11 protein-coding genes are annotated in these 17,918 nt (G+C 62.5%); 4 read left to right on the forward strand and 7 right to left on the reverse strand.

Features of this window, described 5'->3' with window-relative positions; translation table 11 throughout:
* Nucleotides 1-117: 117 nt before the first annotated feature.
* Nucleotides 118-1,257, reverse strand: a complete 1,140-nt coding sequence (locus tag FJ548_RS11280; protein ID WP_181168771.1) for a DUF3800 domain-containing protein — start codon at nt 1,255-1,257, stop codon at nt 118-120.
* A gap of 23 nt (nt 1,258-1,280) precedes the next feature.
* Here FJ548_RS11280 and FJ548_RS11285 point away from each other — a divergent pair, with 23 nt between their 5' ends.
* Together FJ548_RS11285 and FJ548_RS11290 are read left to right on the forward strand one after the other, a co-directional pair.
* A complete protein-coding gene (locus tag FJ548_RS11285) occupies nt 1,281-2,330 on the forward strand; it encodes a DNA cytosine methyltransferase (protein ID WP_140777905.1) in 1,050 nt (349 codons plus the stop codon).
* 51 nt (nt 2,331-2,381) lie between these two features.
* Complete coding sequence (locus FJ548_RS11290) at nt 2,382-2,846, forward strand: very short patch repair endonuclease (RefSeq protein ID WP_140777906.1); 465 nt, start codon at nt 2,382-2,384, stop codon at nt 2,844-2,846.
* 11 nt (nt 2,847-2,857) lie between these two features.
* Here FJ548_RS11290 and FJ548_RS11295 read toward each other — a convergent pair whose 3' ends face one another.
* The 5 genes from FJ548_RS11295 to FJ548_RS11315 all read right to left on the reverse strand — a co-directional run bounded on the left by FJ548_RS11295 (nt 2,858) and on the right by FJ548_RS11315 (nt 14,744).
* Nucleotides 2,858-4,042 carry a hypothetical protein gene (locus FJ548_RS11295; protein ID WP_140694758.1) on the reverse strand — a complete coding sequence of 395 codons (1,185 nt, stop codon included), beginning with the start codon at nt 4,040-4,042 and terminating at the stop codon, nt 2,858-2,860.
* On the reverse strand, nt 4,042-5,949 hold the full coding sequence (locus FJ548_RS11300) for an ATP-binding protein (protein ID WP_181168772.1): 1,908 nt from the start codon (nt 5,947-5,949) through the stop codon (nt 4,042-4,044). The genes FJ548_RS11295 and FJ548_RS11300 overlap by 1 nt, the downstream gene beginning before the upstream one ends.
* Nucleotides 5,950-6,039: 90 nt before the next feature.
* Nucleotides 6,040-11,529, reverse strand: coding sequence for a DEAD/DEAH box helicase (locus FJ548_RS11305; RefSeq protein WP_140777908.1), 5,490 nt, complete (start codon nt 11,527-11,529; stop codon nt 6,040-6,042).
* Nucleotides 11,530-12,414, reverse strand: a complete 885-nt coding sequence (locus tag FJ548_RS11310; RefSeq protein WP_140694767.1) for a hypothetical protein — start codon at nt 12,412-12,414, stop codon at nt 11,530-11,532.
* Nucleotides 12,411-14,744, reverse strand: coding sequence for a hypothetical protein (locus tag FJ548_RS11315; RefSeq protein ID WP_140777909.1), 2,334 nt, complete (start codon nt 14,742-14,744; stop codon nt 12,411-12,413). The genes FJ548_RS11310 and FJ548_RS11315 overlap by 4 nt, the downstream gene beginning before the upstream one ends.
* Nucleotides 14,745-15,151: 407 nt before the next feature.
* Here FJ548_RS11315 and FJ548_RS11320 point away from each other — a divergent pair, with 407 nt between their 5' ends.
* Complete coding sequence (locus tag FJ548_RS11320) at nt 15,152-16,036, forward strand: DUF6615 family protein (protein ID WP_348640933.1); 885 nt, start codon at nt 15,152-15,154, stop codon at nt 16,034-16,036.
* Nucleotides 16,037-16,199: 163 nt separating this feature from the next.
* On the opposite strand, the gene FJ548_RS11325 is transcribed toward FJ548_RS11320, so the two are convergent.
* Nucleotides 16,200-16,493, reverse strand: coding sequence for a hypothetical protein (locus FJ548_RS11325; RefSeq protein WP_246678626.1), 294 nt, complete (start codon nt 16,491-16,493; stop codon nt 16,200-16,202).
* 575 nt (nt 16,494-17,068) lie between these two features.
* On the opposite strand from FJ548_RS11325, the gene FJ548_RS11330 reads away from it, so the two are divergent.
* Complete coding sequence (locus FJ548_RS11330; protein WP_246678627.1) at nt 17,069-17,872, forward strand: hypothetical protein; 804 nt, start codon at nt 17,069-17,071, stop codon at nt 17,870-17,872.
* Nucleotides 17,873-17,918: the final 46 nt, after the last annotated feature.

The following is a 17,918-nucleotide window of genomic DNA, read 5'->3' on the forward strand; positions in this document are numbered from 1 at the left end:
TATTAAACGCCGATCGCGAGAACGAATAAGGCTGGAGATTCTAGCCGACGAGCCACATCGTTTGGTTGCTGCATTTTCCAGTTAATTCAAATGCGTGATGCCTATTGGTGGCGTTTGCTACCGAATGCCGGGTTTTTCCGATATGTTGTCAAAGCATGAGTACTTCGATCCTCGAAAGGGAACCTCCTCAGCTGAGAAGAGGCTATCGAAAAGCATTTTGTCTCTCGCCAAGGCGGCGTAGGCTTTATACGTTGGTTCATATCGACCGCGAGCGACGGCATAAAGCATCAAGTCTGCTATCTGCATCAGGCGCGTTTCCTTGTTCTTGAAGTCGAACTCCGAAATACGTTGCGAGAAGTCGGTAGGCTGCAGCGGCGCATATTTAACCGAATTGGACTTGTCGAAGGGCATACCTTTCACCTGAACCTCATCAACGTAGCGTTCAATCAGACGGTCTTCCTTTCCGCCGCTGCGCTCGACATAGATGTGAAGTTTGGTGTCCAGCTGAATAGCGTAACGAACCGCTCGTTCGACAAGGATTGGGAATACAGTTTGGCATAGTTTCCATTTACTGTCTGGAAATTTTTCCTTGTACCGGGCCACGTAACCAGGTCGATGCACAGTCGACGCAAGTGCGTGCAGCCCGGGAGAACGCATCATTTCATGAAGATCTGCAAAGAATTCTTCACGCCTCGCACCGAGCCTCGCAATCCACCGAAATGGACCGGATGCGTTTCTGATTTTTACGGAATGAAGTGGATAGTCGATGTTCCATTTCTTGCAGAAATGACCGTATTTCGATTTAGCAGCAGGTTTGTCGCTCTCCCGAATAATCACCCCGCCAAGCGCGAAGTAGTCGAATTTTGGGATGTCACCAGGGTGTCTCGTGACAAACCTGCTCCCTGAGTCATCTACGTATAGGTAGAGTTCGTTTTGATCAGTCAAGCGCTCAGCCCCGGCCCTGTCGTTGCCATCGGTAAAGACCAGAAAGTTTAACGTTCGGAAAACTCGACCGGAAATCGGTCGAGCGGCCGGACCTCGCAGACTACGCTGGACGGTCCCTGCCTTTCCACGTTCTCGGTCGTCCGCGAAGGCAAGCCGGACCTCCTGGCATTCGGTGGGGCAGTCTTTCGCGAGACGAGCGCAGATGCGTTGCAGACCGCCAGCGCTTTGCCCTCGACTTTCTGGTTGCAATGGGCGATGACTGACAGTGTCGGCGCGCGCGTGCTTGCGCGTAGGGGTGCTGTTGACGATCACTGCCAATTCCGGGGAGGCATTATATGCTACTCAGCCTCTTCTGCGGGGCAGGTGGACTCGACCTGGGATTCGAGGCCGCAGACTATGAAATTGGGCTGGCTTTTGACCTCCGTGTCGACAGCATCGGCTCCTACAATCACAACCGAACGGGCACGAAGCGTGGGCATGTCGGGGATGTCTCGAAGCTGACTCTCGATGAGCTCGACCGGCTGCACCAGGGCACCTTCGAGCCTGAAGGTGTGATTGGCGGCCCTCCGTGCCAGAGCTTCAGCCGCGCCAATACCGTCTATCTCGAGGCCGATCCGCGGCATTCTCTACCGTTGGCATACGCCCAGCTTCTGAAATCGCTCAATCAGCGCAAGCCAGTGAAGTTCTTCGTCATGGAGAACGTGACAGGCCTGATGAGCGACCGGCACGCGCATCGACTCCGACAAATAGAGACGGCTTTCGAGGATGCGGGCTTCTCACTAACCCGCACGGTCCTGCTGGCGACCGACTACGCCACGCCGCAGATACGCGAGCGGCTCTTCGTGGTCGGGCTGAACCGCGATCTATACGGAGAGGCGGCCTGGTCGCCACCAGCCAAAGTAGTCAGCGCAGAGGGGCGACGACCGGATGTCCGGGGTGCCATCGGTGATCTCCCGGATGCCACGTTCTTCGACCGCGACCTAAAGCCGGCCGATATTGCCCACCATCCCAACCACTGGTGCATGCGGCCGAAATCACCGAAGTTCACAACACCAGGTGCCCTTCGGCCAGGCGATGGCCGCAACCGCAGCTTTAAGACGCTAGACTGGCAATCACCAAGCCCAACGGTCGCATACGGCCATCGGGAGGTGCATATCCATCCGGACTGCCACCGCCGTCTGAGTGTTTACGAGGCGATGCTGCTCCAGGGTTTCCCCAAGAAGTACGAGCTCCTCGGCAGTCTCTCCTCCCAGATCATCCAGGTGAGCGAGGCGGTGCCTCCTCCGGTCGCCGCGGCCGTCGCAGCCTCGGTACGCGCGCAGGTCGCGGAGCTGGATGCAGAGATCGTGGGCAGCCGATCTGGGAAACAGCGCGCGCGGGGTTGAATCTGCTTCTCGCCACTTGAAAATCTAAGGCTCATTGCCGAGCTTTGGATAATGCAGGTGATCAAGAACGTGCTCGACGACCTGGCTCGTCGAAAGATGATGGCGCAGTTCAGATCGAAGGACACTAAGCCTGAGGTCATAGTGCGTCGCGCACTGCATAGGCTCGGATACCGCTTCCGGCTGCATCGCCCCGATCTTCCCGGCACACCGGACATAGTGCTCCCCAGACATCGGACCGTCATACTTGTGCATGGCTGCTTCTGGCATCAGCACAGCGGCTGCCGGGATGCTCGAATGCCCCGCACGAGGCAGGACTACTGGTCCGCGAAGTTCCAGCGCAACAGCGAGCGAGATGCCAAGATCGCCGCTGACCTCATGGCGCTAGGTTGGCGGGTCCTCGTCGTTTGGGAATGCGACGCAAGGAAGCCGGAGCTGGCAAGCTCCCTAGCCTCCGCGCTGGGAGGCACCTCATGCCACGCTGGATATGCCGTGCAAAAAGAGACTCCGACTGCTTGATGTGCTTCGCACTAAGCCGCATCGACTTCCAACCAGCCGCGGTATCCAGCGGCGCCATCCACTTCGTAATGCGCCGACCGTAGCAGATCTGCGGATTCGACCGTCAGAGACTCGAACAGCTGAGTCTCGCGCCGGAGCATCTCGTCGAGATCGAATAGTTCGCCGGTCGCCTCAAGCAGGCGTAGCCCATGGTCCACTTCGTTTGCGACGGCGATGTCAGTGCCCCCGCCGACCAAGCGATAGCGGTCGCGCGCAGGTGCCTGCACGACATCGCAGCGGAAGCCGAGCGACAGCATGTCGGGATGATCCGGAACAACCGCGTAGAAGCACCCCGGCAGCATTTGAAGGGTGCGCTCCGGATGAGCCGCTCCGACAAATCGCAGCAGCCACTTGCCGAACCCGAGGGCGAATAGGTGCATAAAGGACCGCGGGTCCAAGGTGCCTGGATCGGCGAGCACGGCACGCAGCCTGTCGCCCTCAGCCCGCAGCAGCTCTCCAGTCCGTCGTGCGAACTCGTCGCTCGCCTCCACATTGTCCAAGATGGCCTCGATCAGCGCGGCAAGGTTTTGGGCATCGATACGGTCCGGCACCACGCGTGTCGTGACAAACAGCAGCCATGGATGAATCGCATTGGTCAGCTGCAACTGGATGACCTCTGCGAGCGCGTCGATCACGGTCGTGCGTCCCGGACCGGCCGCGCGCAGCGCGATGTGATCGCACAGATCGATGTTCACCGCATGAAAGGGTCCGCCGCCGTGCACCTCAGCGTATGCAAGCGATTTCTGGTTCGCGATAGATTCGAACCGTTCGCGCAAGATCGTCGAGCCGCTGTGAATCCGCGCAAGACCGCGGACTTCACTTTCAGCGATGTTTAGCTGCACGTCGTCTGCCGACCCCCGCCGCACCGAGTTGAGGCCGGTGAAGCGGAGATCGAGGCCCGCCTGCTCGCATGCCTCGCGGAGCACGCGCACGTCCAGGAGATCCTCGCCAGGCAGGCTCAGGTAGCGCACGGTCCTCGCGTCGTCCGGAAAGTGGGTCTCGCGCAGCATGCGAAGAAGCGAGTCGTGCCACTGGTATCGCCGGACCCACTGCTTGCGCGGGCGGTGCCAGGGCTTGAAAGGACGCTGAGGAGGCTCCTCAACGGTCGGTCTGCGCAGGATTCGACCGAGAATTTCGTCGTCGTCGAACTCCTCCATCAGCGCTGGTCCCCGAATACTGCCATGATGTCGGCGACAAGCGACTGCTGTTCCTCCCACGAGAGGCTCTCTAGCAGGCCCCAGGCGGTCAGTACCTTCACCAGCGCTTCGAGCTTGGCATTCTCGATGACACTGCCGCGAGCCGCAGCCTCGGCCTCGAGCGTGTCAGTGTTGAACACCAGGATGCCGCGCTCCCGGTCCGAGAGGAGTGCTTGGCCGCCCGGCGCTAGCCTGATCTCAGGCGGAGGCTCGGCATCCGAGCCCTTTCGGTCGCGCCAGACCCGCTCGACAAGGTTCTCAAGGCGCGAGACACGATGACCGGCCGCGGCCGCTCGCCGAGCATCGAGCAGCTCCTTGTTGAGCTGCTTTAGCCTGTTCGTCGTCTGGCGGACGGCGAAATGCACCCATTTCTGGAGATATTGATAGTGCGGGTGGCTGTAGTTGAACGACTCGCGGTCAATGTTGAGCGCGGCATCGAGCCCCTCCGTGATGAAGACCTCCGACATGAGCTGACGCAAACGGGTCAGTTCGGAAACCTGGTAGCCCAGGAAGGACGGATCGAAAAGGACGCCGCTGGCGTTGTTCACGCGGACGAGGCAGCCGTTGTTCTCCTTAGGAGTGATTTTCTGGTTCCAGTATAAATACGCTTCGAAAGACAGCGCCCCTCCACCGATATCGGGCGGGACTGCTCCCAGACCGGATGTCACCTTGCCGAAGAACATCAGTGGGCGGCCGATCTCGCTCGTGCCGTGGAGATCCCTGTCGAAGGAGATCGGGCGCAACAGCTCAACATCGTCGAGGATGACCCGGAACGAGCCGACTGGATCAATGATGCTCGTCAGCCCAAGCCGCTCCCCGATTGTCTCCGTGCCCGTCAGCTTCACCGGCTCCGCCGACTTGCTTGTGAAACTGTAGAAGCCGATCCCATCGTCCGCCGTCAGCTCGAACGGATGCCGGTCAATGTAGCGGACGGGCACCGCCAGGCTAAGCAGCCAGATCATTCCGAGATAGTGATCGAGAGACTCTTCGATGTTGGGCGTAGCTTTGCGCGTGCGGACCTCTTGGCGGACCGCCGCATATAGCTTCCGGAACCTGGCATCCGGATCATCGGATGGGTCCCATGGCAGCTGCGGCTGCTCGAGATAGACATCGGCGTCGTCGCGTGCCACGCGCCCGATATGGTAGCTCGGTGGCATCGGCGGTGCGCCATCCACATCCCCGTCTTTTGCGCGGTCGAGCAAGGTCCAGCGGTCCAGGCCCTGGAGCAGCTCACGTGCCTGTGGCGTAAGCTCCATCAGGACGATCTCGGTGCCCTGCGTCTCGATGTCGGCCGCAGGTTCGCTTGTGATCGCGACGGTTCCCGTCTCGAAGACCTGGTTGTCGGAGTCGGCAGCGAGCATCTCGTCGGTGTGTGTCTTCAGCACGACGACCGCTGAGGTCCGGAAATCGTCGCCGCGACGCTTGGTGATCATCTGGAAATGCTGGGTCAGCTGTGCGACCGAGAAGAGCCCAATCCCGATCTTTCCAATGAGCCGCCGCCCACCGGGAGAGAGCGTTGGGTCTGATAGGTTCGCAGTCCCCAGGCGCTTGCCCTTGGATGTCCGCTTTGAGCTGCCGCCGATGTGGGTCACGAGATCGGCCAGGACCTCGGGCGACATGCCGAGGCCGTTGTCTCGGACGACAATACGCTCGAAGCGCGGCGCATCGGTCTGCAGGATGACCTCGGTGGCATCCGCGTCGTAGGCGTTCGAGATCAGCTCGCGGAACGCAGACGACGGCCGGCGATAGATGCCGTCAGTGACGCGTGCGAGCACGCGGTCGTCGACACTGAGCGTCGTCTTGACGACCTCTCCGCTCTCGCGGCCACGGCGTATATCAAGCGCCAGCTGTTCAGCGCGATCCTGCATCAGTCCCCCCATCCCGCTGGGCCGTGCGGCGGCCGCATGCGACCCGGCGGGTGCCGTTTTGACGCGCACCTCGCGCTGTGTCCAGCAGTATCAGATTGGCCTCCTGATCGCCATGAACGTCGAGCGGAACTCGACGGCCAGGCCGTTCTGCCTGCCAGCGGTTTCGGCTGCGCTCAGCGCAGGATGGGTCATGCCTTGACGGACATCCCAGAGCGGATGTCCGATCACGATCGCGCGGCTCCCGGCGACGACCGTCTCCAGCCCTGCGAGGGTCGTGCGCAGCGATCCCGGAAGCGCGCCATGCACTCGGTCTGCGGCATACTGCGCAACTCCGGCCCAATAGGAAGGCGAAAAGTCGATCGGAGCTCCCGCAACAAGGCAAAGCCGCGCAACATCTACCGCCAAACGCCAGTCCAAGATGCTATGGTAGGCTAGGTTTCCGTAGTCCCGCATGCACTCGTGACACGATGTCTGGCACACCGTGCCATGGTCGTGTGGGCCGGCCATGACTTGGAACCGGCCGAGGAGGCCGGGTCCAAGCACATCCTGCAGCACCGCCTCAAACTCGGCAGGGGCTCCCAGGAAGGTGCTGTAACCGGCGCCGTTCTCAAGCGTATCCGAGAGGAACACCTGGCCGACGACGTTTCCCGCCGCAACTGTTGTCCGCAGTCCGACCTTGAGCTCGCTATCGCTAACATCCAGGCGTACCGCCGCAGCCCGCCTCAGCAGGAACCCGAACGAGTATAGTGCCGCCCGGCCCTCGACACGCAGCGGATCGGCAAACACGCCGGATGGCCACACGTTGACCCCGGCCACGAGAACGTCGGTGCGGCTTATTGCAGCCAGAGCGCGGCGATCGGGGCCTCCCGTAGGGGTCCGAGGCGTTACGTTGACTTTGCTAAGTGCCTGACGCGTCGCCCAGGTCTCGTCCCAGAACCTCTCGAACTCGAAGAGCTGGCCGTTGTTGTCGTTGATCACGTGGACCGTCTGGCCGCCGCTGTGGATGCCGAAATTGCAGTGGGGCGCGAGGGGAGGGCCCGCCAGGCCAAGCTTCGGCCGCGTTGCGCGCGGTGTCCACTCGAAGGTCCCATCGTAATCGCGCTCGGACCCGAAATGGGTACGGAAGCCGCGGGGCTCCGAGAGATCTACAACTTGATACTCGGTGCCTCCCGCGCCGCAAACTATGCAGGTGAGCGCGGGGACGGCGGCTGCGTCGATCGACTGGCACCGGCGGCAGATGCCAGTCGGTATCGGCGGCCCGAGCGGATCCGGCATCTCTGTGGGAATTCCGCCCCTGAGCTGATAGTCGACCACGCCGATTGCCGTGTGGATCATTCCCTCCTTAACGGTCTCCGACCCGGGGGCGAACTGGCTGATCGCGAGATCGAGGGGACGATCGATGATGTCGGCTGGCGGAAACTGCCCCCGGCCAGGGCGGCCATGATAGAGGTAGCGCGTCCTAGTCGGGAAGCCGAACATCGGAAGGATGCCCGCGTTGGCCAGGCGCTCGCTGAGCTGCGTCTGCACGAGGTGCGGGCTAGCAACGGCAGCATCGATCTCCATGACGAGGCCCGTGGCCACCCATGCCACCAAGCTGCCCTGTTGCGTCTGAAGGGCGGGAGCGGCCTGAAGAAGCACGCTGCAGATCGCGGATATCCTGGCTCCGTTGGCACCGATCCAGGCGGAGACCTGGGCACGGACAGTCGAGCCAGCCCCGCCACCAAGTGCGGGCCGCATCCATGCTGCGGTTTCCCCAAACTCCCCATGGACGCTATCTCCGGATGCCGTCGGAAATAGTCGTAGCGCCGCGAACGCCTCGCGGAGAACTTCTTTCGCCAGGACGCGCCGGACTATCGGCTCCACCGTGAGGTCGACATATGGCTGGGGCGGCGGATCGGCCGTGATCTTCTCGGGCCGCTGGAAGTAGTAGTCGTCATGGCTCCGGCCGCGGCAGAGCGTCAGAGCGATGGAGAGCGCAGTGCCGCGGCGGCCGGCACGACCGACTCGCTGCTGATAGTTAAACCGCAGCGGCGGCATATTGGCCATCATGACTGCGAGCAGCGCTCCAATATCGACACCAGCCTCCATCGTCGTGGTCACGCTTAAAAGATCGATGGTGTCGACGAGCTCAATTTCCTCAGGAGCAGGAAGGCAGGCACCTTGGAAGAGCCGTTGACGCGTGCGCGCCTCGGCTTTTCCGGTCTGTCCCGTCATCTCTTCGCAATTGAGGCGGAAAAGGGGTCCCGCGTCCCGCGCCAGAAACAGATAATAATCCTCCGCCGTCGCGCCGGCCCCGAGAGGCTGGGGTCCTACCAGCCGGCCCTGGCAATCGGTGCATACCGATCCACTCGGATGGAGATGGATGCGTCGGCAGGCAGCGCATTCCCACGATCCTGCGACAGGACGGGCGATCCGCAGGCGGTTCGGCTGGATCAGCCAGCTTGTGACTAAGCCGCCATGGGAGAGGCGTGTCTCAACCGCCGTCACCAGAGCTGCCGCAGACCTGCCATTGACCCTTGCGACCTCGTCCAGATAATCCCGGACGAACCCCGGCGCGGCCGGTACACCCTGCGCGGTGTAGGGCTCGCCATCGATGCGGCGGCGCTCGCCAAGAAGCCGAAGCGTGCTGTCTGCCGCTTGGACGACAACTGCGTCGCCGTCTCCTGGCGCTCCCGATCCGACGGCCGCGTGAGCGATCTGAAGCGCTTCCAGTCCTCGGCGTCCCGAGGCAAATATCACGTTCAGCACCGCTGCATGGGCGTTGCGGCGCAGCCGCCTAAGATGGTCATCCTGCTCGACCGACAGGCCTCCAGGCAACGGCGAGGGCGGCGAGGTTGTCCAATCGAAGAGCTCCCGCCAGCTTCCCGTCTGCCGGCTGGGATCGGTCCAGAGGCTGTCCTGGGCGTATCCTCCCGGATTGATGCCTGCTGCGAGAAGACGGAGCTCTGCATCGCGAAACAGATCGCCCACGAGAAAAGGACCCGCAGTCAGGGCTAGGATCGCTGCCGCCGCCTGTGCGAAAGTGGAGCCGGGCGAATAGGGGCACTGCTGCCCCGCCAGCGGGCCAGCTGCGGACGCGATGATCATGGCATCGTGCGGCGAACTTAATAGGAAGGCAGCCGCCGCGGCCGCCTCCTGCGGCGTGAGGTTTCCGCCAGCGGCTTGTCTTTGGAAGGCTGGGGGTCCTTGGCCAGCCACTTCCAGCGCGTCCACTACGGCTTGGCGAACTGCGTCGAGATGGTGGGCTTGGCGCATGCCGGCTGAGAGCTTGGCCGCGTCCTGCCGGCTATCGGAGAAGACGACCAGCTTGCGGTTCTCCTCGCTGCCCGGAGGAGCGATGTCGCGCAGGAGCGAGTCTGCAAGAACTTGTGCGACCTTCTGGAAACCCGTCCGCTGACCTCGGATTGGTGAGCCCACGTTGCGGCCTGCCCAGTCCGCGTCGCAGCGCGGGCAGCGGGAGGGAAATGCTCCCGGTGTCGGCGGAGCTGCACCGCCAGCACGCTGCGGCCGGTGCTGGGAGGGAACGTAGTAGACATGCCCATTGCCGGTCACGCCCGCTGTCAAGATACCCGAAGCCGGATCCAGCCGTGCCCGCCGCCATTCCCGCGGGACGTTTCCCTGTCTCCATGCCGCCGACCGCGGGGTAAGCCCGGCGGAAGGCCAGAACACCGCGTAGTTGCTGTAGTCGCGCTCCGCGCCGGCGCGGTCCGGCACTTGCTCGAGATCGGGAAAGTCCGGTGTCAGCCGCCACTGGTTCGGATTGTTGGTGCCGCCGCGATATCCGCCCAGGAATACCTCGCCGCAGGGCTCGCAATAAAGGAGCTCAAGCACACGCGAACCGCATCCGCACCCGGAGGCCGGAACGTGATGGAGCGCTCCGACAGGTGGCGCGTCAGACCGAGGCGCGGTGTGTCCGCAGGCGGGATCGGCGCAGGCCCAGAGGCCTTGCACGTTCCTGAACATGATGTGGGCGCGAACCGGCAGTAATGGATCGCCGTTAGGGAGCTCGGCGCTGGCGAGTGCAGTCACCAAGCCCTCTGCCGCGGCCGCCGCTGTCTGCCGGGTCTCGGCAGGGAATAGCCGTGTGCCTACATCGGCGGTCTGTCTTGGTTCCAGTCTGCCAGAGCCATCGTCGGATCTACAGACCGATCGCAGAGCATCGGCCGCCTCGATGCGCGCGAGCGTGCGGCCAAGCCTTTCCCCGGCCTGGAGGTGGCCGTTCTGGCTGACCCCGATCGCGACTTCGAGCGCGCCGGCAGCTCCGTCGATCCCAATCGACGCGACTGCCGCAGGAAACGCGGCAAGCGCGGCCGCGTGTGGCGCGATGGATGATGCCGCCGTCGCTGATAGCGGCCGCCGTGAGCCGCCGATCACAGCGAATCGCGACCTGTCGCGGCCGAAGAATCCGTGTAGGTAGCCGCGCCCTGCGGCATCGTCAGAAAGAGAAGCGGATGACGCGATAATGCGGAGCTGATCGTGATTGGGATGAAGCCCGAGCCGATCGAGCAAGACCCGTAGAAGGTACGCGACCTCGGTTCCAGGGGTGCCGCGGTAAGTGTGCAGCTCGTCGATGACGAGATGGAACACGTTGCGCGCGTCGAGGCTGAGCCAGTCGCGGGTGGCATCGAAGATGGGTGCCTCGACACCTCTCATCAGCATGATGTTCAGCATGCTGTAGTTCGTGATCAGGATGTCAGGCGGGCTGTCTTGCATATCCCACCTCGACCACATCTCCGCCCCGTCCATGCTTTGGAAGAAACGGGCAGCTTTGGGTGATCCGGCGACGGCGAGTGCATCCCGCTCAAGCGATGCGAGCTCACGCCGCAGCTCCCCTTCTTTGCTCGCGGATGACGGATCGCCCGAGATTGGCGTGCGACCAGTGTAGCGGCCAAAATAGAAACGGTTGCCCCGGCGGTGACCGTCGAGCCAGCTTTTCGCATGGTCGCTGTCGAAGCCCAGGCGGAGGCGGACGAGCTGGTCCTCCGCCAGCGCGTTCAGAGGATACATGACCAATGCGCGCATCGCGGGCGGGCGCGTTGCAGGATTCTCGTGACCTCGCTGGGAGATCCGCGGGTGGTATCGCTGTCCTTGCGGGCCGTCGTGGTTCCACCAGTCGTGCTCGGCCGATGGGGTCCCGGGCGCTCCCCAGCCCGCGGATTCGGCAACAAGCGCGGTGGCGATCGGGAGGAGGAAGCATTCGGTCTTGCCAGAACCCGTACCGCTGGTGACGATGACATCCCTCTGCTTTCGCATCGACTCATCAAGCGCGTCGAATTGGTGCTGGAAGAGCTCGCGGTCGGCCCGGAAAAGGCCCTGTGACACGAAATCTGATATGTCGGTGATGAGTGCGGGCGGGAGGAGACCATCGAGAATCTCGGCCGCCGTGGAAGTGAAGTTGCGGCCGCTCATTGCGTATGGCGGTGCCGGCTCGATAAGCGGTCGGCGGTAGAGGCGCCCATCGGCATCGAGAAGCGCGCGGCGCTCGGCGACTAGGCTGTCATAGCGGAGGTCGAACGGGCTATCGAGGTAACGCAGATAGGTGTCGCGCATGCGCTCGAAAATCGAGACCGGGTTGGTCATCTACTTAGCTCCCTCTCCAATGTATCGCAGGGCGGCAGACACCGCCGCGGCAACCGGGGCGGTCACCCCAGTGTAAACAAGCTGTCGCTCGGCGACCGATGGCAGGGAGCCGGAGCAGATTGTCAGCGCGCGATCGATGAGGCCTGGCGGCCGAAGCGTGACAGGAAAGCTGGCGGTACCCTTGGACAGGTCGAGCCGCAAAGCTCGCTGGTGCCGGCCCAGGACCCAGAACTTCGCCACGGCGGGAGGCGCTTCGCGTGAGGTCCCGCCGTGCCTGAATATATGGCGGGTGCCGTAGTCGGAGCTAAATCGGAACAGGCCGCGGTGCGCGCTCCCGGCTTCTGCCGCTGTGGAGGCGGTCCACGCCATTTGTGATCGGGAGAAACGATACACCTTCCATCCCCCAATGGGCAGCGCCGTCTCTGGAAAGCTCGCAGGCGGAGGGGCGCGGAATGCCGCCAGCACCGCCAGCGGTGCGTTCCATTGCACGGGGATGCCGACTTCACGTGCCAAGCTGATCAGCTCTCCGGCCGATACCGCCTCGACGCGCACTAGATCGGGTGCCCCTCTCAGCGGAGTAGTGGACATCTTTCCCCCTGCTGCAGAAACCAGGCTCGCGAGGAGCGCGTCGCTGCGGGCGCCGCAGAGGATTGCGGTCGTCGGCATCGCGGGATCGCCCGCGGCAAGCGCGGGTGGTGTCATGCGCCATCCGCCTCCGGCCGCCGGGCCAAACTCGCAGTGTGCCAGGCTGCCGAACGCCCACATTGCCCGATAGTGCGCCGCAGGCCCGCCGCGCAGCGCGGGAAGCAGCTCTGCCGCTTTCCGCTTGAAAGTGCTATCGCTACCGGACGCAACCGCTGATGCCCAGAGAAGCAGATCGTTCATCGCGGCCGCCTTCGCTTTCTCTTGGCGACCGCCAGATATTGGTCCCACAGCCGCCGCTCCGCAGAACCATGCGCTCCAGCGCGTCCGACGGAGCACACGGTACGTGCCCACTGGATGATCGCAGCCGCCCCGGCATCGGCCGCCGCAGAGGGCGCTAGCGGCGCGCCGATCAGAGCAGGTTTTGAGTTTCGCATGCCTGCAGTGCGCGCCAGAAGCCATACCGGAGCGAATTCCGGCCGAGCGACGTAGATGCCTCCGACCGCCGGCCGGAAGCTGCAAATCTCGCCAGGCATCGCGCCGATGAGATGCGCGTAGGGATCCGTTTGGAAGTACTCCTTTCCGTTCGCCGAGGCGAGCGCGCCTGCCAGAGCTGTCTGGCCATCCCACGCGGGCCACCAATCCCAAGCCATGGTGCCCGGTTCGATCTCGTAGGCGGCGGTAATGCCGCCGTATTCAATTCGGTGACTGCCTAGGCGGTCCCAGCCCTCCGCGGTCCAGGTGCCATCGCCCTCGATCGACGCGGGACGGCCGTCGATACGCACGGATTCGCCAAACTCCAGGAGCCCCAGCAAACGGATTGAAGGCGGGTGTCCCTCCAGCCACGTTCCGCGAGCAAGCCGCAGTCCTCCCGGCAAATCGATCGAGACGGCGGGCAGCGGATCGAGTGCATGTAAGATCGCCAGGCCACCCTGGGGAGCTGAGGGCCGCGCAGGGCGGATCCCGCGCCAGCAGAGCCAGCCGGCCGGAACTCCCGGACCATCGATCCTAGTGGGAGCGTTCCCACCTGTGGCCGCGATCTGAGCGAGTGCCACGCCCGCGAGCTCGTCCCTGCAGACGACCACGTTCTCGCGCCCGATCGCTACACGAGGCTGGCTGACGAATCCCGCGACGCTCGGATGCTCCCCGAATATGTGGATCTCGCGTGATGAGCGGTGCCACCGAACGGGGAGCCCAATGGCCTCGATTGACAGCCCTTCCGAGAGGACACGGGCACCATCCGCTAATGCAAGCGGCTCAAGGAGGCGGTCGTCGAGCGCGCCCAGCCAAGTCTCTTCTCCGCCTTCCAGTACCTCGACTTCTTCAGCCCCGGCCGGCTGCCGTAGCAGCGCGCTCAGTTCGATCCCCCAGTCTCCTGGGCCGAACAATAGCCGAAGGTCCGCTTCCAGATCCTGATACTCCCGCTCCGTGTCGCCAGAGGGAAGCCGGGGCTCACGCCTGATCCGCGACCGCTCGAGTCTTGGGCGGTATATCGGCGGCCGGATAGGCCCGGGCTCCGGGCCATATTTTCCCACGCCAGGCGCAGGGGCGGACCGCTCGGGCCCTGAGGACGTTGCATCGTCGACATCTGAGCCTATCTGCACACGCGGGGCCTCGATGGCATCAGATTCGAGATCGAATGTCATCACGGCCGGAATACCGTCGTCCGGTGGGGCAGACGGGGCCAACGCGGTGATGCCGATCCGCTCATTGGGCGGGGCATCGGCATCTAGAGTATCCCCGGCCGTTCCCATTCCGGTGATCGCGGTTCCCCCGGCATCTCCGAGTATCAGTTGGCCTAGGCCGCTCGGGGGGATGATGGTGTCGTCCTCATTGGCTCCATCGGGCCAATTGCACCGGGATGCCGGGTCGCTCGCTGGTTCTTGGCCCGGCTCATTGGCGCACCCGTCCAGGTAGGCATCGGCCGTGTCCGGAGAGGGGGACAGGATTTCAGGTGCGTCAATGGTAGGCGGAGCGGCCGAGTCGACGGCCACAAGCGCGCCGAGGCAAGCCTCCTCGTTTGCGATCTCGGCTGTAACAAGAGGCGGGGCCCTTTCGGCGCATGCGGCCCGTGCGATGCCTGCAGACTCGGCTGGGGGCGGATGGGCTTCAACTGCAGGCCGGGGGCCCTCCGGCTCCTGTGGCAACAGGGATGCCGCGGCCTCGGCGGCATCACGTCCTTGCCTCCCAGTCTCTGCTTCCGCTGCCTGAGCCAGCTCCTCACCGGGCGCGCTGTGAGGGGATTTGTTGGGGACGTGCTCTCGGGCGGCATTTATCGGCTTCGCGTCGGTGGAAACGATGCTGGCCGATGCCATGTCTCCCATATTGGAGTGCGCGGTGGCGGACACGCCAGCGATCTCGGCGACATTGCCCATGCCGTCCGGTTCGCCCCGTGCCATCCCCATTGCTGATGGCGGCTCGAGCGGACCTTCAGGCCTCGCTGCCGCCGACACTTCGACCTTGCGGGCCGGATCCGGCGCTAGCGGCACCGTTCTCCGGCCGCGAAAGATAGTTAGCGTGCGACGTAGCAGCGCTCCAGCGAAACGGCTGGCCGAACGGAAGAACTCCAGCACCCGTTAGCTCCATGCCTCGGCGGGGCAGGACAGCGCGAGCTGCAGGATGGCAGGTGCCGGGTGGAATCGTCGAAGTTTTGTTGCGGCATTTCCCTCTGGCATCCTCGACGTTCCGGCAGCCTTCCCCCAAACCCGAAGCACAACCTAACGCAAACCTCCCATCGCGCAAGACTACTTGGACATTACTTGCTGGGTAAGCAGCCAAAACGCCCGTGAATTCGGTCTTCAATCCGTTCACCAGTCTTGGTGGAGCAAGGCGATTGGGTCGCGCGCGAGGCGATAGTTCACGCCGCACTTTTTGCATCGCCAGACTGCCCTGAAGCTGTTTCTGGCTGGACCCGGAGTAGAACTTGTGCAGTCTCAGGATCGTGGCAGGGGGAAGGGCGAGGGAATTAATGTCTACAACGATGTGCGATCTGGCTAAGACGCTGCCGCTGCTGATCGGCCGTCTCCTAGACCGGGAGACGAAACTTAAGCGGGGGCGGTTCCGCGAGGAGACGATGACCGACATCTTCACCGGCGCACTTGCGGCATTCGCCGGACCCGAGCTTATCATCCAGTATCCCGATGAGGCCATGACAGGCGGTGACCTTGATCTGCGGTTCTGGCACGTAGCTACTGGGCACGAGCTCCAAGTGAGGATACAAGCCAAACGCCTCAGCGCCGCCCGCTACGCCAAGAAGGCGGTGAATATTCTGCATCGCTCCTATCATGAGTTGCTGCACAAGCCCCCGCGGGCGGTCAAGTTCCAGTTTGAGACCCTTCTCGAGGCCCCCGCGCCTTGGGTGCCGCTTTACATGTTTTACAATCATCAATCTGCGGCGGATGACGGCTACTTCGCTAGTGCCGTCCCGGCGGTGAGCGGGGTGAACCTGGCCTTTGCAGCCGATATCGCGCAGGAACTGGCGGCAAAGCTCAAGGCCGCGAAAGCCACTCCGAAGTCGGTGAAGCATCACAAGCGGCTGAGCCATCTCCGCAAGCACCTGTTCGGTCTGGAGGCAATACTCTGTCCGAGTGGCAACTGGGAGGGAGCTGGCGTGCCTTCGCCGGACCTAGTCTTCGCCTCCCTTGTCAATCGCTGGGAGATAGGACGGACGAAGGACGAGGAAAGTGCCTTGCGCATCCGGTCAGACCCATCGCGTGCCTCTTTTGACGGGGGCACTGGACAGCGCATTTCCGATGGGCCTTCCATAAGGGTGGATCATACGCTCAAACGTCCGGTAGTGACCTTCATCTCTGGCCGGACCGGCGACAGCCGCACCCCCGTCATCACCGACCGCTCCAAGGGATAGCAAGGAGAGCGGCTACTTGTTGGAGCTTCGTCCCGATGAAGAGGACGGATATCTCCCCAATTGATTGCCGAGAGAGACCCGCACGTCAGCACGCTGATGGCAATGGCAGAACGAATTGCTGAGCGGAGAAGGCGAGAATCTGACCAGCCTCTCCCCGGTGGTCTCACGCCTTCCACATGGTTGAGCGTAGTAAGGTCTGCATGTGTTCCGGCAGGTCGAGTTCGCCTCGCGCCTCGATCTCCAATAGGTATTCGGCCTTTGCCAGGCGATCACCTCCCCTGACCGCCGGGTAAGCACACAGCGCCAGCAGGGCCTTTTCCTCTGCTTGGCTCGCTCTGTCGCGGTCGAAGATGCTTCCCCCGATTTCGTAAACAGCCTTGCCAAATACGGCGTATGCTACCTTGTGCGTCTCTATCGGGTCGCGCAATTCGCTGGACGGCTCCAGTTCTTGCCGCATGGCCTCTGAGGTGATCGCCGTTGCTGTGACCGTCGAGGCGACTACAGCGCTGCCGGAGTGGAACAGCAATACGCGGCGGCTGATCTTGGACGTGGTGGCTACTCCTTTTCGATCAACGGCAGTGAATCTGGTGTCACAGGAAATTGTAACACGAGGGCTCGCGCATTCACGTCAGGATGGTGAACATTGTCGCCCTCGGTCGTGCCATTCGACCAGTACCTCGGCGGGTGTTATTGGCTTCGGTCATAACCGGGCTTCCGGTTAGATACTCGACGAAGCCAAGGGTCCAGAATTGTCTCGCCCGACCCCAGCGCCTTATTTGTCATATTATCTCCGGCAGGAGGGTATCGGAGCGCTTCTGCCCACTTACAAAATGGTTGAAAGAACTTACTTGCGATTTCCAGGTCTGATCGCTTGCAATGCCTCGTCTTAGTCATTCGGAGCTTGATGCGCTTGGCAGCAGGTTGCGTTGAGCAAGAGATAGCTGGCGCACGAGTCTGACTGATGCAAAGAATGTCGATGAATTGTGCCGCAATTTGAGGGTCGATTTGCCGTCTCTAGTCATCGACAGCAGCATGCTGCAATCGCAGGAATTGCGATCGTATCTTCAGGGGAGTCCGCGCAACTTCGCGGTGCTCGCCGACTATGCCTGGATCGAGATCTACAAGCAGCAAACGGTGGAAGCCATCAAACACGGCCTGTCCGTCGTAGGCGACTTCCCCGATCAGCTGATCCTGCTGCGCGCCAACGGCCAGATAATCCAGCTCGACCCGACGGAGCCGTACTTGCGTGAGCGTATGCAGTTCAAGGGAGCAGCGGACAGCATTCGTGAGATGGACGCTATATTCAGAAGCGCCACGGTCGATGATGCTGCCGTCTTGAAGCAAGTCCACGGTCACTGGAATTTTGCGAACGGCCTGCTTCCCGAGCTGATTGAAGGTGCCGTCGAAATTGCGGCGTCTCTGCCCGAAATGGAAGAGCAGATGTTCACCAAGGCCGAAATCCGCATCATCAGGACGAGCAGGCAATATCCGGCCGCGATGATGGAAACCATTTACGGCGCCGCCATGCAGATGTGGGAGACTCTCGCACACGCATACGGCCTGCCATGGCAGGACCTTGGAGACAATCGCATCGCTCGATCCTATCTCTTTCGATATGCGCTCGGGCTCATCATTCATCTGCTTTGGTGGATCAGCAGCGGCAGCCAGCCCGTCAGGCGGATGGACAGGATGAGCAATGACATGATCGACCTGAGCTTCTGCGTCTATGCCTCTTACTTCGACGGCTTCATGACCGCCGATGAGAAAGCGCGTTGGATCCATGCAAACTTGGTCGCTGCCTTGGAAGCCATATCGCGCACAGATGACGCTACCTAATCGAACTTCGTCTAGGTGCGCCATCTTTCAGGCGCTGCCCCGTTCG

The sequence above is a fragment of the Mesorhizobium sp. B2-4-17 genome (assembly GCF_006441275.1).
Classification (GTDB): Bacteria; Pseudomonadota; Alphaproteobacteria; order Rhizobiales; family Rhizobiaceae; genus Mesorhizobium.